The organism is Pseudomonas sp. OE 28.3 (assembly GCF_014268205.2).
Classification (GTDB): Bacteria; Pseudomonadota; Gammaproteobacteria; order Pseudomonadales; family Pseudomonadaceae; genus Aquipseudomonas; species Aquipseudomonas edaphica.
The window spans coordinates 1,629,784-1,652,148 of the sequence record NZ_CP077082.1 but is presented as its reverse complement, the minus strand read 5'-3'; the positions used below and the strand labels follow the sequence as shown (position 1 = coordinate 1,652,148).

20 protein-coding genes are annotated in these 22,365 nt (G+C 58.7%); 6 read left to right on the top strand and 14 right to left on the bottom strand.

Translation table 11 applies throughout. The features are described from left to right. Positions 1-2: 2 nt before the first annotated feature. The 13 genes from lpxA to rpsB form a co-directional block, all read right to left on the bottom strand. Positions 3-779, bottom strand: coding sequence for an acyl-ACP--UDP-N-acetylglucosamine O-acyltransferase (lpxA, locus tag HU759_RS07375; protein ID WP_017137149.1), 777 nt, complete (start codon positions 777-779; stop codon positions 3-5). Further along, a complete protein-coding gene (gene fabZ, locus HU759_RS07370) occupies positions 776-1,216 on the bottom strand; it encodes a 3-hydroxyacyl-ACP dehydratase FabZ (RefSeq protein ID WP_003172281.1) in 441 nt (146 codons plus the stop codon). The genes lpxA and fabZ overlap by 4 nt, the downstream gene beginning before the upstream one ends. Before the next feature lie 111 nt (positions 1,217-1,327). After that, positions 1,328-2,383, bottom strand: a complete 1,056-nt coding sequence (lpxD, locus tag HU759_RS07365) for a UDP-3-O-(3-hydroxymyristoyl)glucosamine N-acyltransferase (protein ID WP_099548556.1) — start codon at positions 2,381-2,383, stop codon at positions 1,328-1,330. A gap of 3 nt (positions 2,384-2,386) precedes the next feature. Then, positions 2,387-2,890, bottom strand: a complete 504-nt coding sequence (locus HU759_RS07360; RefSeq protein WP_003189173.1) for an OmpH family outer membrane protein — start codon at positions 2,888-2,890, stop codon at positions 2,387-2,389. Between the two features lie 45 nt (positions 2,891-2,935). Continuing rightward, on the bottom strand, positions 2,936-5,326 hold the full coding sequence (gene bamA / locus HU759_RS07355) for an outer membrane protein assembly factor BamA (protein ID WP_017137147.1): 2,391 nt from the start codon (positions 5,324-5,326) through the stop codon (positions 2,936-2,938). A gap of 74 nt (positions 5,327-5,400) precedes the next feature. Next, complete coding sequence (gene rseP, locus HU759_RS07350; RefSeq protein WP_170036460.1) at positions 5,401-6,753, bottom strand: sigma E protease regulator RseP; 1,353 nt, start codon at positions 6,751-6,753, stop codon at positions 5,401-5,403. 53 nt (positions 6,754-6,806) lie between these two features. Further along, positions 6,807-7,997, bottom strand: a complete 1,191-nt coding sequence (ispC, locus tag HU759_RS07345; RefSeq protein WP_170036457.1) for a 1-deoxy-D-xylulose-5-phosphate reductoisomerase — start codon at positions 7,995-7,997, stop codon at positions 6,807-6,809. Beyond that, positions 7,994-8,803 (bottom strand): phosphatidate cytidylyltransferase, encoded by an 810-nt coding sequence (locus tag HU759_RS07340; RefSeq protein WP_170036455.1) that lies wholly within the window; start codon positions 8,801-8,803, stop codon positions 7,994-7,996. Before HU759_RS07340 ends, ispC begins: the two co-directional genes overlap by 4 nt. Continuing rightward, entirely contained in the window at positions 8,804-9,559 is a 756-nt protein-coding gene (gene uppS, locus HU759_RS07335) for a polyprenyl diphosphate synthase (protein ID WP_017137143.1), read from the bottom strand. A 17-nt stretch (positions 9,560-9,576) separates the two neighbouring features. Continuing rightward, on the bottom strand, positions 9,577-10,134 hold the full coding sequence (gene frr, locus HU759_RS07330) for a ribosome recycling factor (RefSeq protein ID WP_017137142.1): 558 nt from the start codon (positions 10,132-10,134) through the stop codon (positions 9,577-9,579). Continuing rightward, positions 10,131-10,874 (bottom strand): UMP kinase, encoded by a 744-nt coding sequence (gene pyrH, locus HU759_RS07325; RefSeq protein WP_003172271.1) that lies wholly within the window; start codon positions 10,872-10,874, stop codon positions 10,131-10,133. The genes frr and pyrH overlap by 4 nt, the downstream gene beginning before the upstream one ends. 211 nt (positions 10,875-11,085) lie before the next feature. After that, positions 11,086-11,949, bottom strand: coding sequence for a translation elongation factor Ts (gene tsf, locus HU759_RS07320; protein WP_177032712.1), 864 nt, complete (start codon positions 11,947-11,949; stop codon positions 11,086-11,088). 191 nt (positions 11,950-12,140) lie between these two features. After that, a complete protein-coding gene (gene rpsB, locus HU759_RS07315) occupies positions 12,141-12,878 on the bottom strand; it encodes a 30S ribosomal protein S2 (protein WP_003189158.1) in 738 nt (245 codons plus the stop codon). A gap of 387 nt (positions 12,879-13,265) precedes the next feature. Between rpsB and map the strand changes: the two genes are divergently transcribed. The 4 genes from map (at position 13,266) to HU759_RS07295 (ending at position 19,036) form a co-directional block, all read left to right on the top strand. Continuing rightward, complete coding sequence (map, locus tag HU759_RS07310) at positions 13,266-14,048, top strand: type I methionyl aminopeptidase (RefSeq protein ID WP_017137140.1); 783 nt, start codon at positions 13,266-13,268, stop codon at positions 14,046-14,048. 66 nt (positions 14,049-14,114) lie between these two features. Next, positions 14,115-16,817, top strand: a complete 2,703-nt coding sequence (locus HU759_RS07305; protein WP_017137139.1) for a [protein-PII] uridylyltransferase — start codon at positions 14,115-14,117, stop codon at positions 16,815-16,817. A gap of 146 nt (positions 16,818-16,963) precedes the next feature. Next, a complete protein-coding gene (dapC, locus tag HU759_RS07300) occupies positions 16,964-18,160 on the top strand; it encodes a succinyldiaminopimelate transaminase (RefSeq protein ID WP_169985376.1) in 1,197 nt (398 codons plus the stop codon). A 165-nt stretch (positions 18,161-18,325) separates the two neighbouring features. Further along, positions 18,326-19,036 carry a M12 family metallopeptidase gene (locus HU759_RS07295; RefSeq protein ID WP_099548552.1) on the top strand — a complete coding sequence of 237 codons (711 nt, stop codon included), beginning with the start codon at positions 18,326-18,328 and terminating at the stop codon, positions 19,034-19,036. A 19-nt stretch (positions 19,037-19,055) separates the two neighbouring features. Here the strand turns inward: HU759_RS07295 and HU759_RS07290 are convergent, their stop codons facing one another. Further along, positions 19,056-20,699, bottom strand: coding sequence for a Na+/H+ antiporter (locus HU759_RS07290; protein WP_186616811.1), 1,644 nt, complete (start codon positions 20,697-20,699; stop codon positions 19,056-19,058). 278 nt (positions 20,700-20,977) lie between these two features. On the opposite strand from HU759_RS07290, the gene HU759_RS07285 reads away from it, so the two are divergent. Further along, positions 20,978-21,286, top strand: a complete 309-nt coding sequence (locus tag HU759_RS07285; RefSeq protein ID WP_231982825.1) for an arsenate reductase — start codon at positions 20,978-20,980, stop codon at positions 21,284-21,286. Positions 21,287-21,317: 31 nt separating this feature from the next. Beyond that, positions 21,318-22,352 (top strand): 2,3,4,5-tetrahydropyridine-2,6-dicarboxylate N-succinyltransferase, encoded by a 1,035-nt coding sequence (dapD, locus tag HU759_RS07280; RefSeq protein WP_017137134.1) that lies wholly within the window; start codon positions 21,318-21,320, stop codon positions 22,350-22,352. The last annotated feature ends 13 nt before the right edge of the window (positions 22,353-22,365 follow it).

The following is a 22,365-nucleotide window of genomic DNA, read 5'->3' as shown; positions in this document are numbered from 1 at the left end:
GATCAGCGGGTGATGCCGCGCGTCGATGCCTGGATAGAGTCGCGGAACACCGCGACTTCCGGGAACAACGCTGCTGGCTCGGTCAGTTCAGTCAGTGCCTGCTCAACCGTCAGCCCCTGACGGTAAACCGTCTTATAGGCGCGGCGCAGAGCGTGAATCGCGTCTTCACTGAAACCGCGACGGCGCATGCCTTCGAAGTTCATGCTGCGGGCTTCGGCAGGGTTGCCGAACACCGTGACAAATGCCGGAACATCCTTGCCAATCGCTGTGCCCATGCCGGAAAAGCTGTGGGCGCCGATATGGCAGTACTGGTGGACCAGGGTGAAGCCGGACAGGATCGCCCAATCGTCAACGTGCACATGGCCGGCCAGCGCCGTGTTGTTGACCAGGATGCAATGGTTGCCGATCACACTGTCATGGCCGATATGCGCATAGGCCATGATCAGATTGTGATCACCCAACGTGGTTTCGGCACGATCCTGCACAGTGCCACGGTGAATGGTCACACCTTCACGGATGATGTTGTGATCACCGATTACCAGGCGTGTTTCTTCACCCTTGTACTTCATGTCCGGGGTGTCTTCGCCTACCGAGGAAAACTGGTAGATACGATTGTGTTTGCCAATGCGGGTCGGACCTTTGAGGATCACGTGTGGCCCGATGACAGTCCCCTCGCCGATTTCAACACCTGCGCCGATGATCGACCAAGGGCCGACCTCAACGTCGGCGGCCAGAACGGCCGACGGATCGATGATTGCGCGAGGGTCAATCAAACTCATAGTTTGCGTTCCGCACAGATGATCTCAGCGGAACACACCGGCTTGCCGTCCACCGAGGCCTGGCATTCGAACTTCCAGATCTGGCGCTTGCAGCTGATGAACTTGGCTTCCAGGATCAACTGGTCACCCGGGGTGACCGGGTTGCGAAAGCGCAGTTTGTCGGAGCCCACGAAATAGTAAAGCGTGCCGTCGGCAGGCTTGAGGTCGAGCATTTTGAAACCAAGGATACCGGCAGCCTGGGCCATCGCTTCGATAATCAGCACGCCCGGCATGATCGGATGCGCGGGGAAGTGACCATTGAAGAACGGTTCGTTGATGCTGACATTCTTGTAGGCACGAATGCGCTTTTCCTCGACATTGAGGTCCACTACACGGTCCACCAGCAGGAACGGGTAACGGTGAGGCAGGTATTCGCGAATCTCGTTGATGTCCATCATTTCGGGGGGAAGCCTGTAATAAAGATTGGGGGCGGGCGAACTAAACGCACGCCCCGCTAGCAAATCAAGGAGGCAGTCTAGCGGCTGTGCACACTTGATATGGAAATGGTATCAGCCTTCTGATGAAGCATTACCGCCAGGGGTCACGTCCTCGACACGCTTTTCGACCTGCTTGAGGCGTCGGGCCATGTCGTCGATCTTGCGCAAACGTGCCGCACTTTTTCGCCATTCAGCCGCAGGCTGCATGGCCGTACCGGAAGAGTAGGCACCCGGCTCGGTAATCGAGTGGGTCACCATGGTCATGCCGGTGATGAAGACGTTGTCGCAAACTTCAATATGCCCCACCAGCCCAACGCCACCGGCGAGCATGCAATGCTTGCCGATCTTGGTACTGCCGGAGATACCCACGCACGCCGCCATGGCGGTGTGATCGCCAATCTGCACGTTGTGGGCGATCTGGATCTGGTTGTCGAGCTTCACGCCGTTACCGAGTACGGTATCGGCCAAGGCCCCGCGATCCACAGCGGTGTTGACACCGATTTCCACGTCGTCGCCGATCAATACGCCGCCGACCTGGGCAATTTTGTGCCAGATGCCTTTGGCGTTGGCAAAACCGAAACCTTCGCCACCGATCACTGCGCCTGACTGAATGACAACCCGCTCACCAATACGCACGTCGTGGTAAAGGGTGACGCGAGGCGCCAGCCAACCATCGGCGCCGATTTCGCAGCGCGCACCGATAAAGCAATGAGCCCCCACCGTGACACCGGCAGCAATGCGCGCACCACTCTCGATCACGGCAAACGCGCCAATGCTGGCCGCAGGGTCAACCTGGGCATCATCGGCAATCACGGCCGACGGGTGAATACCAGCCGCCGCCCTGGGTTTCGGATCGAACAGGTGCGACGCCCGGGCATACGCCAGGTAAGGGTCGGCAACCACCAGCGCATCCCCGGTAAACCCTTCGGCGTCAGCGGCCTTCAGCAACACGGCTGCGGCTTGGCTGTCGACCAGGTATTTACGGTATTGGGGATTTGCGAGGAAGCTCAACTGAGCTGGGCCAGCCTCCTGCAAGGTGGCTAGCCCAGTAATTTCTTTCTCCTTGGAGCCACGCAAGGTGGCCCCCAGGAACTCGGCCAACTCGCCGAGCTTGATAGTCGCGGTCATGGCTTACTTCAGCTGGTTCATGCGCTCGATCACCTGGCGGGTGATGTCGTATTGAGGCTTGACGTCAATCACGGCGCCGCGCTCGAACACCAGGTCAAAGGCACCTTTCTTGATGACTTCTTCCACGGCGCTGTCGAGCTTAGGCTTGAGCTGCTTGAGCATTTCACGGTCAGCAACGGCTTTGGCTTCGTTCAGCTCCTTGGACTGGAACTGGTAGTCGCGGGCCTTTTGCTTGAATTCAAGCTCCAGACGCTCACGCTCGCCTTGCTGCATTTTGTCGCCACCGGCTACCAGACGATCCTGGATACCCTTGGCACTGCTTTCCAGAGTCTTGAGCTTGGTCAGTTGCGGACCGAACTTCTTCTCGGCATCCACGGCGTAACGCTTGGCCGCGTCGGATTCCAGCAGGGCCATCTGATAGTTCAGGACGGCGATTTTCATTTCGGCGAAGGCCGGGGTGGTTACCAGCACGGTGGCCAGCAGAACCAATTGAGTCAACTTACGCACGATGTACTCCTACAGAATCCGTTGTCGTTATCTTGGGTCAGACGCTTAGAACGTCTGGCCGAGGGAGAATTGGAAAATCTGGGTTTCAGCGTTATCCGGTTTCTTGATCGGCATGGCCAGAGCAAAGCTCAATGGGCCAAGTGCAGTCACCCACGTCACACCTACACCTACGGAACTGGCGAGGTTGGTCAGACTGACGTCATTGCACTGGGTGTTGGACACAGAACCAGGAGTCGGGTTGTTGACCTGTTGGCACTTGGAGTCAAACACGTTACCCACGTCCCAGAAGACCGAAGTACGCAGCGAACGCTGATCCTTGACGAATGGCAGCGGGAACAGAAGCTCGGCACCACCCTGGATCAGTACGTTACCACCGAATGCCAGAGCGTCATTGTTGGAGTCAGGGAGCGTGCCTTGGTTACCGGTTACCGCTTGACCACGACTCGGCGTACCACGCGGGCCCAAGGTACTGTCCTTGAAGCCACGAACCGAGTTGAAACCGCCTGCATAGTAGTTCTCATAGAACGGCAGACCACTGGTCGAACCATAACCGTCGCCATAACCCAATTCGGTGTGCAGGCGCACGGTGTAGTTGTCGCTCAGCGGCTGGAACAACTGGCCACGGTAGTCGAGCTTGAAGAACGACAGGTCGCTGCCCGGCGTGGTGGCTTCAGCAGTCAGGCTTTGGGAATGGCCACGTGTCGCCAGCACACCTTTGTTCAGGGTCGATTCCGACCAGCCAACCGACGCCTTGAAGTTCAGGAACTGGTCACCTTCACGGCGCACGAAGTCGAAAATCTCATCCGTGGTGTACACACCGGTCTTGATTTTGTCCTGTTGCGCAGTAAAACCGAAGGTCAGACGCGAAGTCTCGCTGATCGGGTAACCGATGTTGACACCGGCGCCGAGGCTGTCGATCGCGTAGCTGGCAACGTCAACGTTCAGGTCTTTGTAGTCGGTGGTGCGGTAGAAGGCGTTGTAGCCCAGGCTCACACCGTCAGCTGTCCAGTAGGGGTCGACATAACCGAAGTTATAGCGGCTCTGGTATTCGCTTCGGGTCAGGCCGATGGAGACCTTGTTACCGGTACCGAGGAAGTTGTTCTGGGTGATCGAACCACCGAGGATCAGACCGGCACTCTGTGCAAAACCGACGCTGGCAGTGATCGAACCCGAGGCCTGTTCTTCAACGGCGTAGTTCACGTCAACCTGGTCATCCACACCCGGTACGGCCGGGGTTTCGACGTTGACTTCCTTAAAGAAGCCCAGGCGCTCAAGACGGGTCTTGGACTGGTCGATCAGGTAAGTCGACGCCCAGCCACCTTCCATCTGACGCATCTCACGACGCAGCACTTCGTCCGCAGACTTGGTGTTGCCACGGAAGTTGATGCGGTTCACGTAGGCACGCTTGCCTGGGTCGACAACGAAGGTGATGTCCACGGTGTGGTCTTCGTCGTGCGGGGTCGGCACGCCGTTGACGTTGGCGAAGGTATAGCCTTCGTTACCCAGGCGACGGGTGATCAGTTCGGACGTGGTGGTCATCAGCTTGCGCGAGAACACCTGGTCTTTCTGCACCAGCAACAGCGACTTCACCTGGTCTTCAGGGACTTTCAGGTCGCCGCTGAGCTTGACGTCACGCACGGTGTATTTCTCACCTTCGTTGACGTTGACGGTGATGTAGACGTGTTTCTTGTCCGGGGTGATGGACACCTGGGTCGAAGCGATATCCATGTTGATATAGCCACGGTCCAGGTAGTAGGAACGCAGACGTTCCAGGTCACCGGAGAGTTTTTCACGGGCGTACTTGTCATCGTTCTTGAAGAACGACAGCCAGTTGGTGGTCTTGAGTTCGAACAGGTCGATCAGGTCGTCATCAGCAAACTTGGTGTTCCCCACCACGTTGATGTGCTGGATCGCCGCCACGGTGCCTTCATTGATCTTGACCTTGAGGCCAACACGGTTACGAGGCTGCGGAATCACTTCGGTTTCCACGGACGCGGAATAGCGACCCTGGGCGACGTACTGACGTTGCAGTTCGTTACGCACACCCTCGAGGGTGGCGCGCTGGAAGATCTCGCCTTCGGCCAGGCCGGATTGCTTGAGACCCTTCATCAAGTCTTCAGTGGAGATCGCCTTGTTACCCTCGATCTCGATACTGGCGACGGAAGGTCGCTCAACGACAGTGATGACCAGGACGTTACCTTCGCGACCCAGTTGGATATCTTGAAAGAACCCGGTTTTGAACAGCGCACGAGTGGATTCCACCAGGCGACGATCATCCGCCTGTTCCCCGACGTTCAACGGCAAGGCACCAAAGACGCTACCGGCGGAAACCCGCTGGAGGCCGTTGACGCGAATATCGGAGATAGTGAAGGACTCGGCGTGAACTTCGGCGATCATCAATACGGTGAGAACCGCAGTTAGCAGCAGACGTTTCATGAAGTCCTTTCTTATTCCAACTGGCAATAAACAAACTGCCGCAAAATGCGGCAGATTCGCAATTCAGCGAAGCGTTACAGTCGTCCCAGATCGTTGACCAGAGCTAACAACATCACTCCAACCACCAAACTGATACCGATCTGTATCCCCCAACCCTGCACCCGATCCGACAAGGGGCGACCACGCACCCACTCGACCAGATAAAACAACAGATGCCCCCCATCCAATACTGGAATGGGCAGCAAATTCAGAACTCCAAGGCTAATACTCAGATAAGCCAGGAAATTCAGGAAATCCGCGACACCCGACTGGGCAGAAGCGCCCGCCACTTTAGCAATGGTTATCGGTCCACTCAAGTTTTTTACCGAGAGCTCGCCGAACAACATTTTCTTGAGCGATTCGAGGGTCAGCACACTCATGGTCCAAGTGCGTTTTGCACCCTCGCCAATCGCCGCCAACGGCCCGAAGCTGACCTCCCGCACCATCGAGGGTGGCCAGTCGACACCTTTCACCCCGGCACCCAGGTAGCCCCCAGCGGCCTTGGCTTCCCCGCGTACCGCCAGGGTCACAGGGACGTCGATTTGAGCACCATCGCGCTCAACTTTCAGCACAATTTTGGTATCAGGGCGTACACGCACCAGATCAACCACTTGCTGCCAGTCGCCCAGCGCCTGGCCATCAAGGGCCAACAAACGATCGCCGGTTTTCAGACCTGCGGCTTGCGCCGGGCCTTTCGAATCCAACTCGGCCAGTACCGGCGGCAAGGCCGGGCGCCAAGGCCGAATCCCCAGCGACTTGATCGGATCAGGCTCATCTGCGCCCTTGAGCCAGTGATCCAGGGCCAGGGCGCGAGGCGTCTCGGCGGTGGAATCCTGTTCGCGCACCACCACATTAATGGTGCCGCTTTCACCCATGCGGCGCACCAGCTGTAAATTGACCGCGCCCCACCCTGTGGTCGGTTCGCCATCAATGGAAACAATTTCCTGCCCTGCGACCAGGCCTGCCTTGGCCGCCATGCTGTCCGCTTCGACCGCGCCGATGACCGGGCGCACCTGCTGGCTGCCCATCATGGCCAAGACCCAGAAGAACACTATCGCCAAGAGGAAGTTGGCGATCGGACCGGCAGCCACAATCGCGATACGCTGACGAACGGTCTTGCGATTGAAGGACTGGTCCAATTGATCAGCCGGCACTTCGCCTTCACGCTCATCGAGCATTTTGACGTAGCCACCCAGCGGAATGGCCGCAATTACGAATTCGGTGCCACGACGATCGTGCCAACGCAGCAACGGCATGCCGAAACCGACGGAAAAACGCAGTACCTTGACGCCGCAACGACGCGCCACCCAAAAGTGGCCGAATTCGTGGAAGGTGACCAGCACACCCAGAGCAACCAGGGTGCCGACAATCATGTAGAGCGCACTCATCTAATTTCTCCGCATTCCAATCCAGTGCCTGAAGGCTCAAACCTGCCCACAGGCTAACGCGCGTTGCGGTTCAACCATTGCTCGGCCAGGGCACGGGCCTTTGCATCGGCCTCGAACACTGCACCCAAATCTTCCACTGCCACAACGGGCTCAAGGCTCAAAACTTCCTCGATGATACTCGGGATCTGCGGGAAGCGAATACGCCCGTCCAGAAACGCCGCCACAGCCACCTCGTTAGCCGCATTAAGCATCGCCGGCGCACTGTTGCCCGCCTCTGCTGCTTGCCGCGCCAAACGCAGGCACGGGAAGCGTTGTTCGTCCGGCGCCTCGAAGTCCAGGCGCGCAATGGCGAACAGGTCCAACGGCGCGACCCCCGAGTCAATCCGCTCCGGCCAGGCCAGGGCATTGGCGATCGGCGTGCGCATGTCCGGGTTACCCAACTGCGCCAGCACCGAGCCGTCCACATAGTCGACCAGGGAATGAATCACACTTTGCGGATGGATCACCACTTCAACCTGATCCGGCCGAGCGTCGAACAACCAGCACGCCTCGATCAACTCCAGGCCTTTGTTCATCATGCTCGCCGAGTCCACGGAAATCTTGCGCCCCATGGACCAGTTCGGGTGTGCACAGGCCTGATCAGGCGACACGTGCTCCAGATCAGCCAGTGGAGTTTGCCGGAACGGGCCACCGGATGCCGTAAGAAGAATCCGTCGTACACCCACCTGGCTCAAGCCGCGGGCAAAATCACCGGGCATGCACTGGAAGATTGCGTTGTGTTCGCTGTCGAGGGGCAGCAACACTGCGCCGCTCTTGCGTACTGCCTGCATAAAGAGCGTGCCGGACATCACCAGCGCTTCTTTATTGGCCAGCAGGATCTTCTTGCCGGCACCCACCGCTGCCAGCGTCGGGCGCAAACCCGCTGCGCCGACGATGGCCGCCACCACGGTGTCCACCTCGGCATCGGCCGACACCTGGCACAGCCCTTCCTCACCCACCAGCACCTGCGTAGCCAGCCCGGCAGCCTGCAACTGTTGCTGCAAGCCACGTGCTGCCGCCACTTCAGGCACTACGGCAAAGCGCGGCGTATGACGCACGCACAGGGCCAGCAGCTCGGCCAAACGGGTGAACCCGGTCAAGGCAAACACCTGATAACGGTCAGGATGGCGAGCGATCACATCCAGGGTGCTCAACCCCACCGAGCCGGTTGCACCCAACACGGTCACCTGTTGCAGGCGGCTCACGAAGCCGTCATCCACAACAGCACTGCAAAGATCGGGATAGCAGCGGTAAGGCTATCGATACGATCCAGCACGCCGCCATGGCCCGGCAGCAGGTTGCTGCTGTCCTTGATCCCGGCCTGGCGCTTGAACATGCTTTCAGTCAGGTCGCCCACCACCGAGATGAACACCACGACCGCCGTACCCAGCAGGGCCAGGAGTATTTCCTTCACCGACCAGTCGCGCACAACACCCACTACGAGCGTGATCAGCAAGGTCAACGCCAAGCCGCCGTAGACGCCTTCCCAGCTCTTGCCAGGACTGACAGCCGGGGCCAGCTTGCGCTTGCCGAAGGCGCGACCAGAGAAGTAGGCGCCAATATCGGCGCCCCACACCAATACCATCACCGCCATGATCAGCCAGTTGCCCATCGGTGCATTCTTGATTTCCACCAGGCCTTGCCAGGCCGGCAGCAAAATCAACAAGCCAATCACCAATTTGCTGGCAACACTGGACCACTGGCCACTGGTGCGCGGAAAGGTCAGCACCAGGAAGGTCGCGAGCGCCCACCACAGCACCGCAGCGCCCAATACCCAAGGCACCACGATGCTCGACAGGGTATGCATCAGAAACAGCAACAGCGCTACAACAGCGGCGTAGACCACGCGTGGCAATTGCGCATTAAAGCCCGCCAGACGCGCCCACTCCCAGGCACCCAGGGTCACGACCACGCCGATAAACAGCGCAAAGCCGGAACCATCGAGCAGGAAAAACCCACACAAGGCGATCGGCAGCAGGATCAGTGCGGTGATGATTCGTTGTTTAAGCATTTAAACCCGGGCTCCAGCTTCGATCTGCTCGCTCGTTTTACCGAAGCGGCGCTGACGGGAAGCGAAATCGGCCAGTGCATTACGCATGGCATCGTGTTTGAAGTCCGGCCAGAACAGGTCGGAGAAGTACAGCTCGGTGTAGGCCAACTGCCACAACAGGAAGTTGCTGATGCGGTGCTCGCCACCGGTGCGGATACACAGGTCCGGCAACGGCAGGTCACCGGTCACCAGGCAGGTTTGCAACAATTCGGGCGTGATGTCGTCGGGCCGCAGGTGCCCGGCCTGTACCTCGCGAGCCAGGCGCTGCGCGGCCTGGGCGATATCCCACTGGCCGCCATAGTTGGCCGCGATCTGCAGTACAAAACGGTTGCTGCCAGCGGTGATGGCTTCAGCTTCGCGCATGGCCGCCTGCAGCTCCGGATGAAACCGCGAACGGTCACCGATGATACGCAGGCTGATGTTGTTGTCGTTGAGGCGCTTGGCCTCACGACGCAAAGCCTTGAAGAACAGGTCCATCAAGGCGCTGACTTCTTCGGCCGGCCGTTGCCAGTTCTCACTGGAGAAGGCAAACAGGGTCAACACTTCGACCTTGGCCTCGGCACATACCTCAATCACCGCGCGCACTGCATCGACACCCGCTTTATGCCCGGCGACACCCGGCATAAAGCGTTTTTTCGCCCAGCGATTATTCCCATCCATGATAATCGCGACATGGCGCGGCACCACAGAGGGCACAGTCTGCTTGGTCTTTTCCATGAAGGTGTCCTGACCCCTTATACGGCCATCAGGTCCTTTTCTTTCTCCTCGAAGGCCTTGGTGATCTTGCCTTCGAAATCCTTGATCAGCTTGTCGATATCAGCAGCAGCACGACGCTCTTCGTCTTCACTTATTTCTTTATCCTTGACCAGCTTCTTCAGCTCACCCATGGCATCACGGCGAATGTTTCGCATGGCAACCCGTGCATCCTCAGCCGCAGCGCTCGCCTGCTTGGTGAAGCCCTTACGGGTTTCTTCGGTCAGGGCCGGCATGGAGATCAACAGCAACTCGCCCAGGTTGGTCGGGTTGAGGTTCAAGCCAGCGCTCTGGATGGCCTTGTCGACAGCGCCGAGCATGTTGCGCTCAAAAGCCACGACTTGCAGGGTGCGCGAGTCTTTTACGGTGATGTTGGCCACCTGGGTGATGGAGGTATCTGCGCCGTAGTACGGCACCATCACACTACCCAGGATGCTTGGGTGAGCCTTGCCGGTACGAATCTGGCCAAATGCATGGGCCAGAGACTCCAGGGATTTCTGCATACGCTCTTGAGCGTCTTTCTTGATTTCGTTGATCATTGTTGGCCTTCCTCGATCAGAGTCCCTTCCGCGCCGCCGTGTACGATATTCAGCAGGGCGCCGGGCTTGTTCATGTTAAATACGCGCAGCGGCATCTTGTGGTCGCGGCACAGGCAAATAGCCGTCAGGTCCATCACACCCAGCTTGCGATCCAGCACTTCATCGTAGGTCAGATGATCGAACTTCTCGGCATGCGGGTCTTTGAATGGGTCGGCAGTATAGACGCCGTCTACCTTGGTGGCCTTGAGCACCACGTCAGCATCGATTTCGATGGCACGCAGGCAGGCAGCCGAATCGGTCGTGAAGAACGGGTTACCCGTGCCTGCGGCAAAGATCACGACTTCCTTGGCGTTCAGGTGGCGCATGGCTTTGCGACGATCATAATGATCAGTCACGCCAACCATGGAAATAGCCGACATCACGATGGCCGAGATATTGGCGCGCTCCAGGGCGTCGCGCATGGCCAGGGCGTTCATCACAGTGGCCAGCATGCCCATGTGGTCGCCAGTGACCCGGTCCATACCGGCAGCACTCAGTGCCGCGCCACGGAACAGGTTACCGCCGCCAATCACCAGGCCGACTTGAACGCCGATGCCGACCAGTTGGCCGACTTCGAGCGCCATGCGGTCGAGCACCTTGGGATCGATCCCGAACTCTTCCGAGCCCATCAGGGCCTCGCCGCTGAGCTTGAGTAGAATGCGTTTATAGCGAGCCTGATAACCACTGCCCTGCTGAGCCATTGCGAATCTCTCCTGCGGCGTATTTTTTAAAAATTCTTGGCGAGCCGTTTACGGCTTGCATTCACTCTAGCTGGACGCTATTACAGCGCCATCGGAACACGGCTTTGTAAGCCAGTTCCGAAAGGAAGCCAAATAAAAATTGGCCTTCCCATTTGAAAAGAGGCTGCGCGCGTGAGCGGGCAGCCTCTTTCGGCGACAGTTGAAAACTGTCTTACTGCTTGGCGGCAGCCAGCTGGGCAGCAACTTCTTCAGCGAAGTTGTCGACCGGCTTCTCGATGCCCTCGCCTACTTTGTAGTAGGTGAAGGAAACGATTTCAGCACCGGCTTTCTTGGCCAGTTCGCCAACCTTGATTTCAGGGTTCTTGACGAACGCCTGCTCAACCAGGCTCGCTTCAGCCAGGAACTTGCTGATACGGCCCTTGATCATGTTTTCAACGATGTTTTCCGGCTTGCCGGCGATCTTGTCAGCGTTGAGGCTCAGGAACACGGCTTTTTCGCGCTCAATTGCGTCAGCGGACACTTCCGATGGCAGCAGGAATTCCGGGTTGCTGGCCGCTACGTGCATAGCGATGTCTTTTGCCAGCTCAACGTCGCCGCCTTTCAGGGCAACCACGACGCCGATTTTGTTACCGTGCAGGTAACCACCAACCACATCGCCTTCAACGCGAGTCAGGCGACGGATGTTGACGTTTTCGCCAACCTTGCCGACCAGTACCAGGCGATCAGCTTCTTGAGCTTCGATCAACGGCTCAACGGTAGTGAGCTTGTCGTCGAATGCTTTCTTGACGCTGGCAGCAACGAATGCCTTGAAGTCGTCCTGCAGAGCCAGGAAGTCGGTCTGGGAGTTCACTTCCAGCAGAACGGCAGCCTTGCCGTCTTCAACCAGAGCGATAGCGCCTTCAGCAGCAACGTTGCCTGCTTTCTTGGCAGCCTTGATGGCGCCGGAAGCACGCATGTCATCAATGGCTTTTTCGATGTCGCCGCCAGCCTTGGTCAAGGCCTTTTTGCAATCCATCATGCCTTCGCCGGTACGCTCACGCAGTTCTTTAACCAACGCTGCAGTAATCTCTGCCATTTCAAAATCCTCTTGGATAGGTTTTCAACCATTCCACCCGATCAAACGGGCGATCAATTCTTCCCGAATCACCCTTGTAGGCCGCTGCACGTTACAGAAGTTGTAGCTGCGCTGCCGACAAATGGTTTTCGAGGTGGCAAAAAGGGGGCCAAGCCCCCTTTTTGCTTACTGAGTCAACGCCAGGGCGCTAATTACTCAGCGGCAGCTACCGGAGCTTCTTCAACGAACTGCTCGGTACCACCAGCAACGTGGTTGCGACCACGGATTACAGCGTCAGCCATCGAACCCATGTACAGCTGGATAGCGCGGATTGCGTCATCGTTGCCTGGGATGATGTAGTCAACGCCTTCCGGGCTGCTGTTGGTATCGACTACGCCGATAACCGGGATGCCCAGCTTGTTGGCTTCGGTGATCGCGATGCGCTCGTGATCAACGTCGATAACGAACAGTGCGTCAGGCAGACCGCCCATGTCCTTGATACCACCCAGGGAACGATCGAGCTTTTCCAGGTCACGGGAGCGCATCAGCGCTTCTTTCTTGGTCAGCTTGGCGAAAGTACCGTCTTCGGCTTGCACTTCAAGGTCACGCAGACGCTTGATGGAAGCACGGATGGTTTTGAAGTTGGTCAGCATGCCGCCCAACCAGCGGTGATCGACGTACGGCGAACCGCAACGTGCTGCTTCTTCAGCAACGATCTTGCCAGCGGAACGCTTGGTGCCGACGAACAGGATCTTGTTTTTGCCCTGGGCCAGACGCTCTACGAAAGTCAGAGCTTCGTTGAACATTGGCAGGGTTTTTTCAAGGTTGATAATGTGGATCTTGTTACGCGCGCCGAAAATGTATTTACCCATTTTCGGGTTCCAGTAACGGGTCTGGTGACCGAAGTGCACACCGGCCTTCAGCATATCGCGCATGTTGACTTGGGACATGATAGTTCCTTAATAAGTCGGGTTTGGCCTCCACGTATCCCAATGACCAACCAGCGGCATCAAGGCCTCCGGCACCCAGGTCATCGTGTCGACACGTGTGTGGATTTAAGCTTTGCGGGGTATCCCCGGAAAGCGGCGCATTTTATACCACACGAAGGACGAAAACGAAACCCGCAATCACATTTGCCAGCAACCGTGTTCGTGTAACCCCTTGAATAGAGCCGACATACCCCTACTCTATAGAGAGATGCGATTATCAGAGGATCATGATTTGACGCCATCGTCTGTTAGAATCGCGTTTTTTGAGGCTTGTGCGAATTTCGTAACCATTTGTCGCACGCCCGTAAACCGTATTGATTTCAGCGCGTCGCGCTAGAGAGAGCCTGTATGACCGTTAGTTTGAAAACCGCCGAAGACATCGCCGGCATGCGCATTGCCGGCAAACTGGCTGCCGACGTGCTGGAAATGATTGCCGAGCATGTCAAGCCAGGCGTCACCACCGACACTCTGAACCAGATCTGCCACGACTATATAGTCAACGTGCAAAAGGCCATCCCTGCCCCACTGAACTATAAGGGCTTCCCCAAATCGATCTGCACCTCGGTCAACCACGTGGTCTGCCACGGGATTCCAGGCGACAAGCCGTTGAAGGACGGCGACACCCTGAACATCGACGTCACCGTGATCAAGGACCGCTATTTCGGCGATACCAGCCGTATGTTCCACGTCGGCAACGTGCCGGTCTGGGCTGAGCGCCTGTCCCAGGTCACCCAGGAATGCATGTACAAGGCCATCGAGATCGTAAAACCTGGCTGCCGCCTGGGCGATATCGGTGAAGTGATCCAGAAGCACGCAGAAAAGAACGGCTTTTCGGTGGTGCGCGAATTCTGCGGCCACGGTATCGGCACCGTATTCCATGAAGAACCACAGATCCTGCACTACGGCCGCGCCGGCACCGGCATGGAGCTCAAGGCAGGCATGACCTTCACCATCGAGCCAATGATCAACCAGGGCAAAGCCGACACCAAGGTGCTGGGCGACGGTTGGACCGCCATCACCAAGGACCGCAAGCTCTCGGCCCAGTGGGAACATACCCTGCTGGTCACCGAAACCGGCTACGAGATCTTCACCCTGCGCGCAGACGACACGATCCCTCGCGTTTCGGCGTGATGGTTGCCTCGGTTTTCCAGCTACACCGTTGTGACTGACTCAATAGACAGATAGGAAAGCCGATCGATGCCCCAGGTGGACCCCGAACTCTTCGACCGTGGCCAGTTCCAGGCCGAACTGGCCCTGAAGGCAAGCCCCATCGCCGCCTTCAAGAAGGCTATCCGCCAGGCCCGCGAGGTGCTCGATGAGCGCTTTCGCAGCGGCCGGGACATTCGTCGGCTGATCGAGGACCGCGCCTGGTTCGTCGACAATATCCTGCAAAAGGCCTGGGAGCAGTTCAGTTGGAGTGAAGACGCCGACATCGCCCTGGTAGCGGTCGGCGGCTACGGTCGAGGTGAGTTGCACCCCTACTCCGACATCGACCTGCTGATCCTGCTGGACAGTGCCGATCATGAGATCTTTCGCGATTCCATCGAGCGTTTTCTGACGCTGTTGTGGGACATCGGCCTGGAGGTCGGCCAGAGCGTGCGCTCGGTGGACGAATGCGCCGAAGAGGCACGCGCCGACCTCACCGTCATCACTAACCTGATGGAAAGCCGCACCATTGCCGGGCCAGAACGCCTGCGCCAGCGCATGCTGGAGGTCACCAGCACCGCGCATATGTGGCCAAGCAAGGAGTTTTTCCTGGCCAAGCGTGCCGAGCAAAAAGCCCGGCACCACAAATACAACGACACCGAATACAACCTGGAACCCAACGTCAAAGGCTCGCCGGGCGGGCTGCGCGACATCCAGACCATCTTATGGGTGGCCCGCCGCCAGTACGGCACCCTCAACCTGCGCGCCTTGGCCGGTGAAGGCTTTCTGGTCGAGAGCGAAAATGCGCTGCTGGCCTCGTCCCAGGAGTTCCTGTGGAAGGTGCGTTACGCCCTGCACATGCTCGCCGGGCGCTCCGAAGACCGCCTGCTGTTCGACCACCAGCGCTCCATCGCCACCCTGCTGGGGTTTGAAGGCGAGGACGCGAAAACCAGCATCGAAAGCTTCATGCAGCAGTATTACCGCGTGGTCATGAGCATTGCCCAGCTCAGCGACCTGATCATCCAGCACTTCGAAGAGGTGATCCTGGCGCCGGAAGACGAAGCCCCGCCGCAGCCGATCAACTCGCGCTTCCAACTGCACGACGGCTATATCGAGGCGCGCAACGACAATGTGTTCCGTCGCACGCCGTTCGCCATGCTGGAAATCTTTGTGCTGATGGCCCAGCAGCCGGAAATCAAAGGCGTGCGCGCCGATACCATCCGCCTGCTGCGGGAAAACCGTCACCTGATCGACGATGATTTTCGCAACGACATCCGTAACACCAGCCTGTTTATCGAACTGTTCAAGTGCAAGATCGGCATTCACCGCAACCTGCGGCGCATGAACCGTTACGGCATCCTCGGCCGCTACCTGCCGGAGTTCGGCTTTATCGTCGGGCAGATGCAGCACGACCTGTTCCACATCTATACCGTCGACGCCCACACCCTCAATTTGATCAAACACCTGCGCAAGTTGCAGTACACCCAGGTGTCAGAAAAATTCCCGCTGGCCAGTAAACTCATGGCCAAGCTACCCAAACCCGAACTGATCTATCTGGCCGGCCTGTACCACGACATCGGCAAAGGCCGGCATGGCGACCACTCTGAAGTCGGCGCGGTCGATGCCGAAGCCTTCTGCCAGCGCCACCAATTGCCGCAGTGGGACAGCCGCCTGATCGTGTGGCTGGTGCAGAACCACCTGGTGATGTCGACGACCGCGCAGCGCAAGGACCTCTCCGACCCGCAGGTGATCCACGACTTTGCCGGGATCGTCGGTGATGAAACCCGCCTCGACTATCTTTACGTGCTGACCGTCTCCGACATCAACGCCACCAACCCGACACTGTGGAATTCCTGGCGCGCCAGCCTGTTGCGCCAGCTCTACACCGAGACCAAGCGCGCGCTGCGCCGTGGCCTGGAAAACCCGGTGGACCGCGAGGAGCAGATCCGCCGCACCCAAAGCGCGGCCCTGGATATCCTCGTGCGCGGCGGCAACGACCCGGATGACGTCGAGCAGCTATGGTCGCAACTGGGCGATGATTACTTCCTGCGCCACACCGCCGGCGACGTGGCCTGGCACAGTGACGCGATCCTGCAACAGCCGGCCGACGGCGGCCCACTGGTGCTGATCAAGGAAACCACCCAGCGCGAATTCGAGGGCGGCACGCAGATCTTCATCTACGCGCCGGACCAGCACGACTTCTTCGCCGTGACCGTGGCCGCCATGGACCAGCTCAACCTGAACATCCATGATGCGCGGGTTATCACCTCCAGCAGCCAGTTCACCCTCGACACCTACATTGTGCTCGACACCGACGGTGACTCGATCGGCGACAACCCGGTGCGCGTGAAAAAGATCCGCGAAGGCCTTACCGAGGCCCTGCGCAACCCTGATGACTACCCGACCATCATCCAGCGCCGGGTGCCGCGCCAGCTCAAGCACTTTGCGTTTGCGCCCCAGGTGACCATTTCCAACGACGCCCAGCGCCCAGTGACCGTGCTGGAACTCAGCGCACCGGACCGCCCAGGCTTGCTGGCGCGCATCGGCGGGATCTTCCTGGAGTTCGACCTGTCGCTGCAAAACGCCAAGATTGCGACCCTGGGGGAACGCGTGGAAGACGTGTTCTTCATTACCGACGCCGACAACCAGCCGCTGTCCGACCCGCAGCTGTGCCTGCGCTTGCAGGAAGCCATCGTGCAGCAATTGAGCGTGAGCCAGGAACCGGGTGTCGAGCTGACCAGACTGACCATTTGATTTTTAACTTCCCAGTGGGCACGGTCCCTGTGGGAGCTGGCTTGCCTGCGATGCGGGCGCCGCGGTGCATCTGGTACACCGCAGCGATGTGATCGCAGGCAAGCCAGCTCCCACAAAAGGCCGCACTCATCTTGATCGAGGCTTACATGAACAACGCCCTGAACCAGCTCCAGCCCTACCCGTTCGAAAAACTGCGCGCCCTGCTCGGCAGCGTTACACCGAACCCGGATAAGCGCCCGATCGCGCTGTCCATCGGCGAGCCGAAACACAAATCCCCGGCCTTCGTAGCCAAGGCCCTGGCGGATAACCTCGACCAGATGGCGGTGTACCCGACCACGCTGGGCATCCCGGCCCTGCGCGAGGCCATCGGCGCCTGGTGCGAACGGCGCTTCAACGTGCCCAAAGGTTGGCTCGACCCGGCGCGCAACATTTTGCCGGTCAACGGCACCCGCGAGGCGCTGTTTGCCTTCACCCAAACCGTGGTCAACCGCGCTGACGATGCACTGGTGGTCAGCCCCAACCCGTTCTATCAGATCTATGAAGGCGCTGCGTTCCTGGCCGGGGCCAAGCCGCATTACCTGCCATGCCTGGACAGCAATGGTTTCAACCCGGACTTCGACGCCGTTTCGCCAGACATCTGGAAACGCTGCCAGATCCTGTTCCTGTGCTCACCCGGCAACCCGACCGGCGCGCTGATCCCGGTCGAGACCCTGAAAAAGCTCATCGCCCTGGCCGACGAATATGACTTCGTGATCGCCGCCGACGAGTGCTACAGCGAGCTGTACTTCGACGAACAAACCCCGCCGCCAGGCCTGCTCAGCGCCTGTGTGGAACTGGGCCGCCAGGACTTCAAGCGTTGCGTGGTGTTCCACAGCCTGTCCAAGCGCTCCAACCTGCCGGGCCTGCGCTCGGGTTTCGTGGCCGGCGATGCCGATATCCTCAAGGCCTTCCTGCTGTACCGCACCTATCACGGCTGCGCGATGCCGGTGCAAACCCAGCTGGCCAGCATTGCTGCCTGGCAGGATGAGCCCCACGTATTGGCCAACCGTGACATGTATCGGGAGAAATTCGACGCCGTGCTGGCGATTCTCAAGCCGGTGCTGGATGTACAAGCCCCAGACGGCGGCTTCTATCTGTGGCCGAATGTGAAGGGCGACGATGCCGCGTTCTGCCGTGACTTGTTCGTGGAAGAACACGTGACCGTAGTGCCGGGTTCGTACCTGTCGCGCGAAGTCGACGGCTTCAACCCTGGCGCCGGTCGCGTACGCCTGGCTCTGGTTGCGCCGTTGTCGGAGTGTGTGGAAGCGGCGGAACGGATTCGGGACTTCATAAACCGTCGCTGAACACCCCACAATGCCCGCACTGTAATAAAGTGCGGGCAGCGCCACACGATCGACACTGCGCTGCATAAGTAGCCATTTGCTTAAAAACGATAATCGGTGGAATCCTATCAACGACAAGTGCCACTCAATGTTCATTAACGTCTTGAACAATGTAGACATGGCACGATGACAAACCTGAGCACAGCAACTCTCGGTTTCACCTCCACACGCACTCACGACATTGATATATATCAAGCGCCCCCGGATAAATCCCACTCAAGAAAAACCCGCGCTGTTTCAGCACCCGACAAATACTGGCCGCAAAATTCCACGCTGAAGATTGCTGTCTATGATGCCGACGAAGAAGCACTGGAGCACATAAAAAAGGCTGCGAATCTTTGGCTGTCGCATATCAACCTGACCTTTGAATTTGTTTCAGGGGAAGAGGGAGATATACGCATCGCGCTGGACTATGGGGAGACTCAATCAGGCAGCTCTGCACTTGGAACCGACGCGCAAAAAGTGCCCCTCTACCTACCGACCATGGTGTTGCCAAACCCTTACGACAACCCAAGATTCGAAGCCATTGCAGCCCATGAGTTCGGGCATGCCCTAGGGTTGCATCACGAACATAAACACCCCAATAGAACGATTGATTTTAATACGCCAACCATCTACAGGCACTTTAAAGGCCATGGATCGAATGAAGCCATCCATAAAGACATTCTCCAGCGCCTCACTGGAAAAAACGTCGCTGCCTCCAAATACGATAGAAACTCAATCATGCATTACGGCTTCACCAGAGACGAACTATGGAAGCAGCCGGCAATCCCTTGGCCCACCCGATTGACAGAACTGGATAAGTCTTTCATAGCCGAGCAGTACCCCAAACCTTAAGGCACCGCGGTGTGGACAACTACTTCATCACACCCAGATTCGCCTCACTCATATCCAGATCCGCCAGGACCTCGCGCAACACGTCATCACCAATCTGGTGATGACGGCTCAGGCTGTACAACTCCAAGCGCTGCGCGCGCAAGGCCTTGAGGCGCAATTTGCGTTCAAGCAGGTCCATCTGATGCGCCAGTGCCTGGGCTTCGGCTGAATCGTTGAATACTTCCAACTGATGACGGTATTCCGACATCAGCCGCGCCTTTAGCTCGGTCGCGAGTGCTGCCTGGGCGGCGTCTGGGGTTTCGGTTTCGGCAGGCTCGTCCGCTTCCAGCGCGTGGATGGCGGCTACGGCGGTTTTTTTCCACGCCTCACGCACTTCGTTATGGCGCTTTTCATCGGGGCTCTGCTCGATGCCACGCAATAGCAGCGGCAACGCAATGCAGGCCGCCACCAGCGACAGTAGGATCACGCCGGCGGCGATAAAGATCAGCAGGTCGCGCTCGGGAAAATCCTGGCCAGGCGCCAGCAATAAAGGCACCGACATCACACCCGCCAAAGTGACCGCACCGCGCACGCCACCCACGGTCAATAGCCAGCAGGACCGGGCCGTAGGCACGAGTGTCAGCTCGCTTTTCCCACGCAGCCGCCGTAACAGGCCCGACAAACGCCAGATGCTTTGCACCCAGATAAAGCGCAGCACCACCAGCACCAGGAAGATCGCAACCACATCCAGGCAGCGATACAACAGCGTTGGCCACAGTGTCGGTTCGTGACTGACCACGGCCTTGATGATGTCCGGCAGTTGCAGGCCCAGTAGCAGGAAGATCAGGCCATTAAACGCAAACTCCAGCAGCGACCACACACTGCGGTTAAGCAAACGCGTGCTGGTCTGGCGTGGCAGCAAGTCGAGCCAGCTTTGCATCATGCCCGCCGCCACCGCCGACAGGATGCCGGATGCACCCAGGCGCTCGGCCAGCACGTAGGCTGCGAACGGCAGCAGCAACATAAACACCACGTGGGTGGCCGGGTCGTCCCAACCACGGGCAATCATCCAGGCGCGTAAACGGCCGACCAACCAGCTCAGCGCCACGCCTACCGCGAGGCCGCCCACCGCCACCAGCACAAAAGTCAGGCTGGCATCGGCCAGGGAAAACACGCCGGTCAACGCCGCCGCCAGGGCGAACTTGAAGGTCACCAGGCCCGAGGCATCATTCATCAATGCCTCGCCTTGAAGCATATGCATCAAAGGTTTTGGCAGGCGATTTTGGGAAATGGCCGACACCGCCACGGCGTCAGTCGGGGACAATACGGCCGCCAAGGCGAAGGCCACCGGCAACGGGATCGTAGGCAATATCCAATGGATGAAGTAACCGGCACCGACCACGGTAAACAACACCAGCCCCACCGCCAACGTCAGGATCAGGCCTCTGAGCCGCCACAATTCGCGCTTGGGCATGCGCCAGCCATCGGAGAACAGCAACGGCGGCAGGAACAAAAACAGGAACAGCTCCGGGTCCAGCGCCACGTGCAACCCCAGCGTAGGCCAGGCCAGCAAGGCGCCGGCGGCGATCTGCACCAAGGGCAACGGCAGGGGAATAATGCGCCCGACAAGGCGCGAAACGCTGACCAGCATCAGCAGGATAAGAACGGTATAGGCGGTTTGCATAACGCGGGTTTCCCGGACAATCGACTTGCTATGACACCGATCTGGCAACAACTGGCCGTTGAAGTGCCATATTAACCGGCTATGTTACCCGCTTGGCTGCGCAACGGCTTTTGCACATAAGTCGCACTGAATCATCGGCAAGTATGACGAGCGGCACCCAAACCCGCTGGTCGTGGCATAATCCGTGACCTTTAACTTTCATACGTCCAAAGGGGGGCAATTCCTTGACCGCTTCAAGCACAACCTTGCACCTTTTCGGCATCAAAGCCTGCGACACCATGAAAAAGGCGCGCACCTGGCTCGATGAGCACGCTGTGAGCTATGAGTTCCACGACTACAAAACAGCCGGTATCGACCGCGAACACTTGACCCAATGGTGCAACGAGCACGGTTGGCAGGTGGTTTTGAACCGTGCGGGCACCACCTTTCGCAAACTCGAAGACGAACGCAAAGCCGATCTCGATCAGTCGAAAGCCATTGAATTGATGCTCGCACAACCCTCGATGATCAAGCGCCCGGTGCTCGATCTCGGTGACAGAACCCTGATTGGCTTCAAGCCAGATAGTTATTCGGCGGCCCTCAAGTAGGCCAGCCTTCCATTTTTGTAGAGGTAACAGCATGTCCAATTCCCTGTTCAGCCTGGGCTTCGGCGTCGGCACTCAGAACCGCCAAGGTGCTTGGCTGGAAGTGTTTTACGCACAACCGCTGCTCAACCCGTCGGCCGAGATCGTTGCCGCCATCGCGCCGATCCTCGGTTATACCGAAGGCAACCAGGCCATTACTTTCACCGTGAGCCAGGCGCTGCAACTGGCTGACGCGCTCAAAGGTGTCGACACGGCCCAGGCCGCGCTGCTCAGCCGCCTGGCTGAAAGCCACACCCCGTTGGTCGCCACCCTGTTGGCCGAAGACGCCGCACTGACCTCCACGCCTGAGGCCTACCTCAAGCTGCACCTGCTGTCCCACCGCCTGGTCAAGCCCCACGGCCTGAGCCTGGCCGGTGTGTTCCCGCAGTTGCCGAACGTGGCGTGGACCAGCCAGGGCGCAATCGACATCAACGAGCTGGCCGAGCGCCAGCTGGAAGCACGCCTGCGTGGCGAGCTGCTGGAAGTGTTCTCGGTGGACAAGTTCCCGAAAATGACTGACTACGTAGTGCCGGCTGGCGTGCGTATTGCTGATGCCGCGCGCATCCGCCTGGGCGCCTACGTGGGCGAAGGCACCACCGTGATGCACGAAGGTTTCGTCAACTTCAACGGTGGCACCGAAGGCCCGGGCATGATCGAAGGCCGTGTATCGGCAGGTGTATTCGTCGGCAAGGGTTCGGACCTGGGCGGCGGTTGCTCCACCATGGGCACCCTGTCGGGCGGCGGCAACATCGTGATCAAGGTGGGCGAAGGCTGCCTGATCGGCGCCAACGCCGGTATCGGTATCCCGTTGGGCGACCGCAATACCGTGGAGTCGGGCCTGTACGTGACTGCCGGTACCAAGGTTGCTCTGCTAGACGAGCACAACCAACTGGTCAAAGTGGTCAAGGCGCGCGAACTGGCCGGCCAGCCGGACCTGCTGTTCCGCCGCAATTCCCAGACCGGTGCCGTGGAGTGCAAAACCCACAAATCGGCGATCGAACTGAACGAAGCGCTGCACGCTCACAACTAAGCAGCCACTCGAT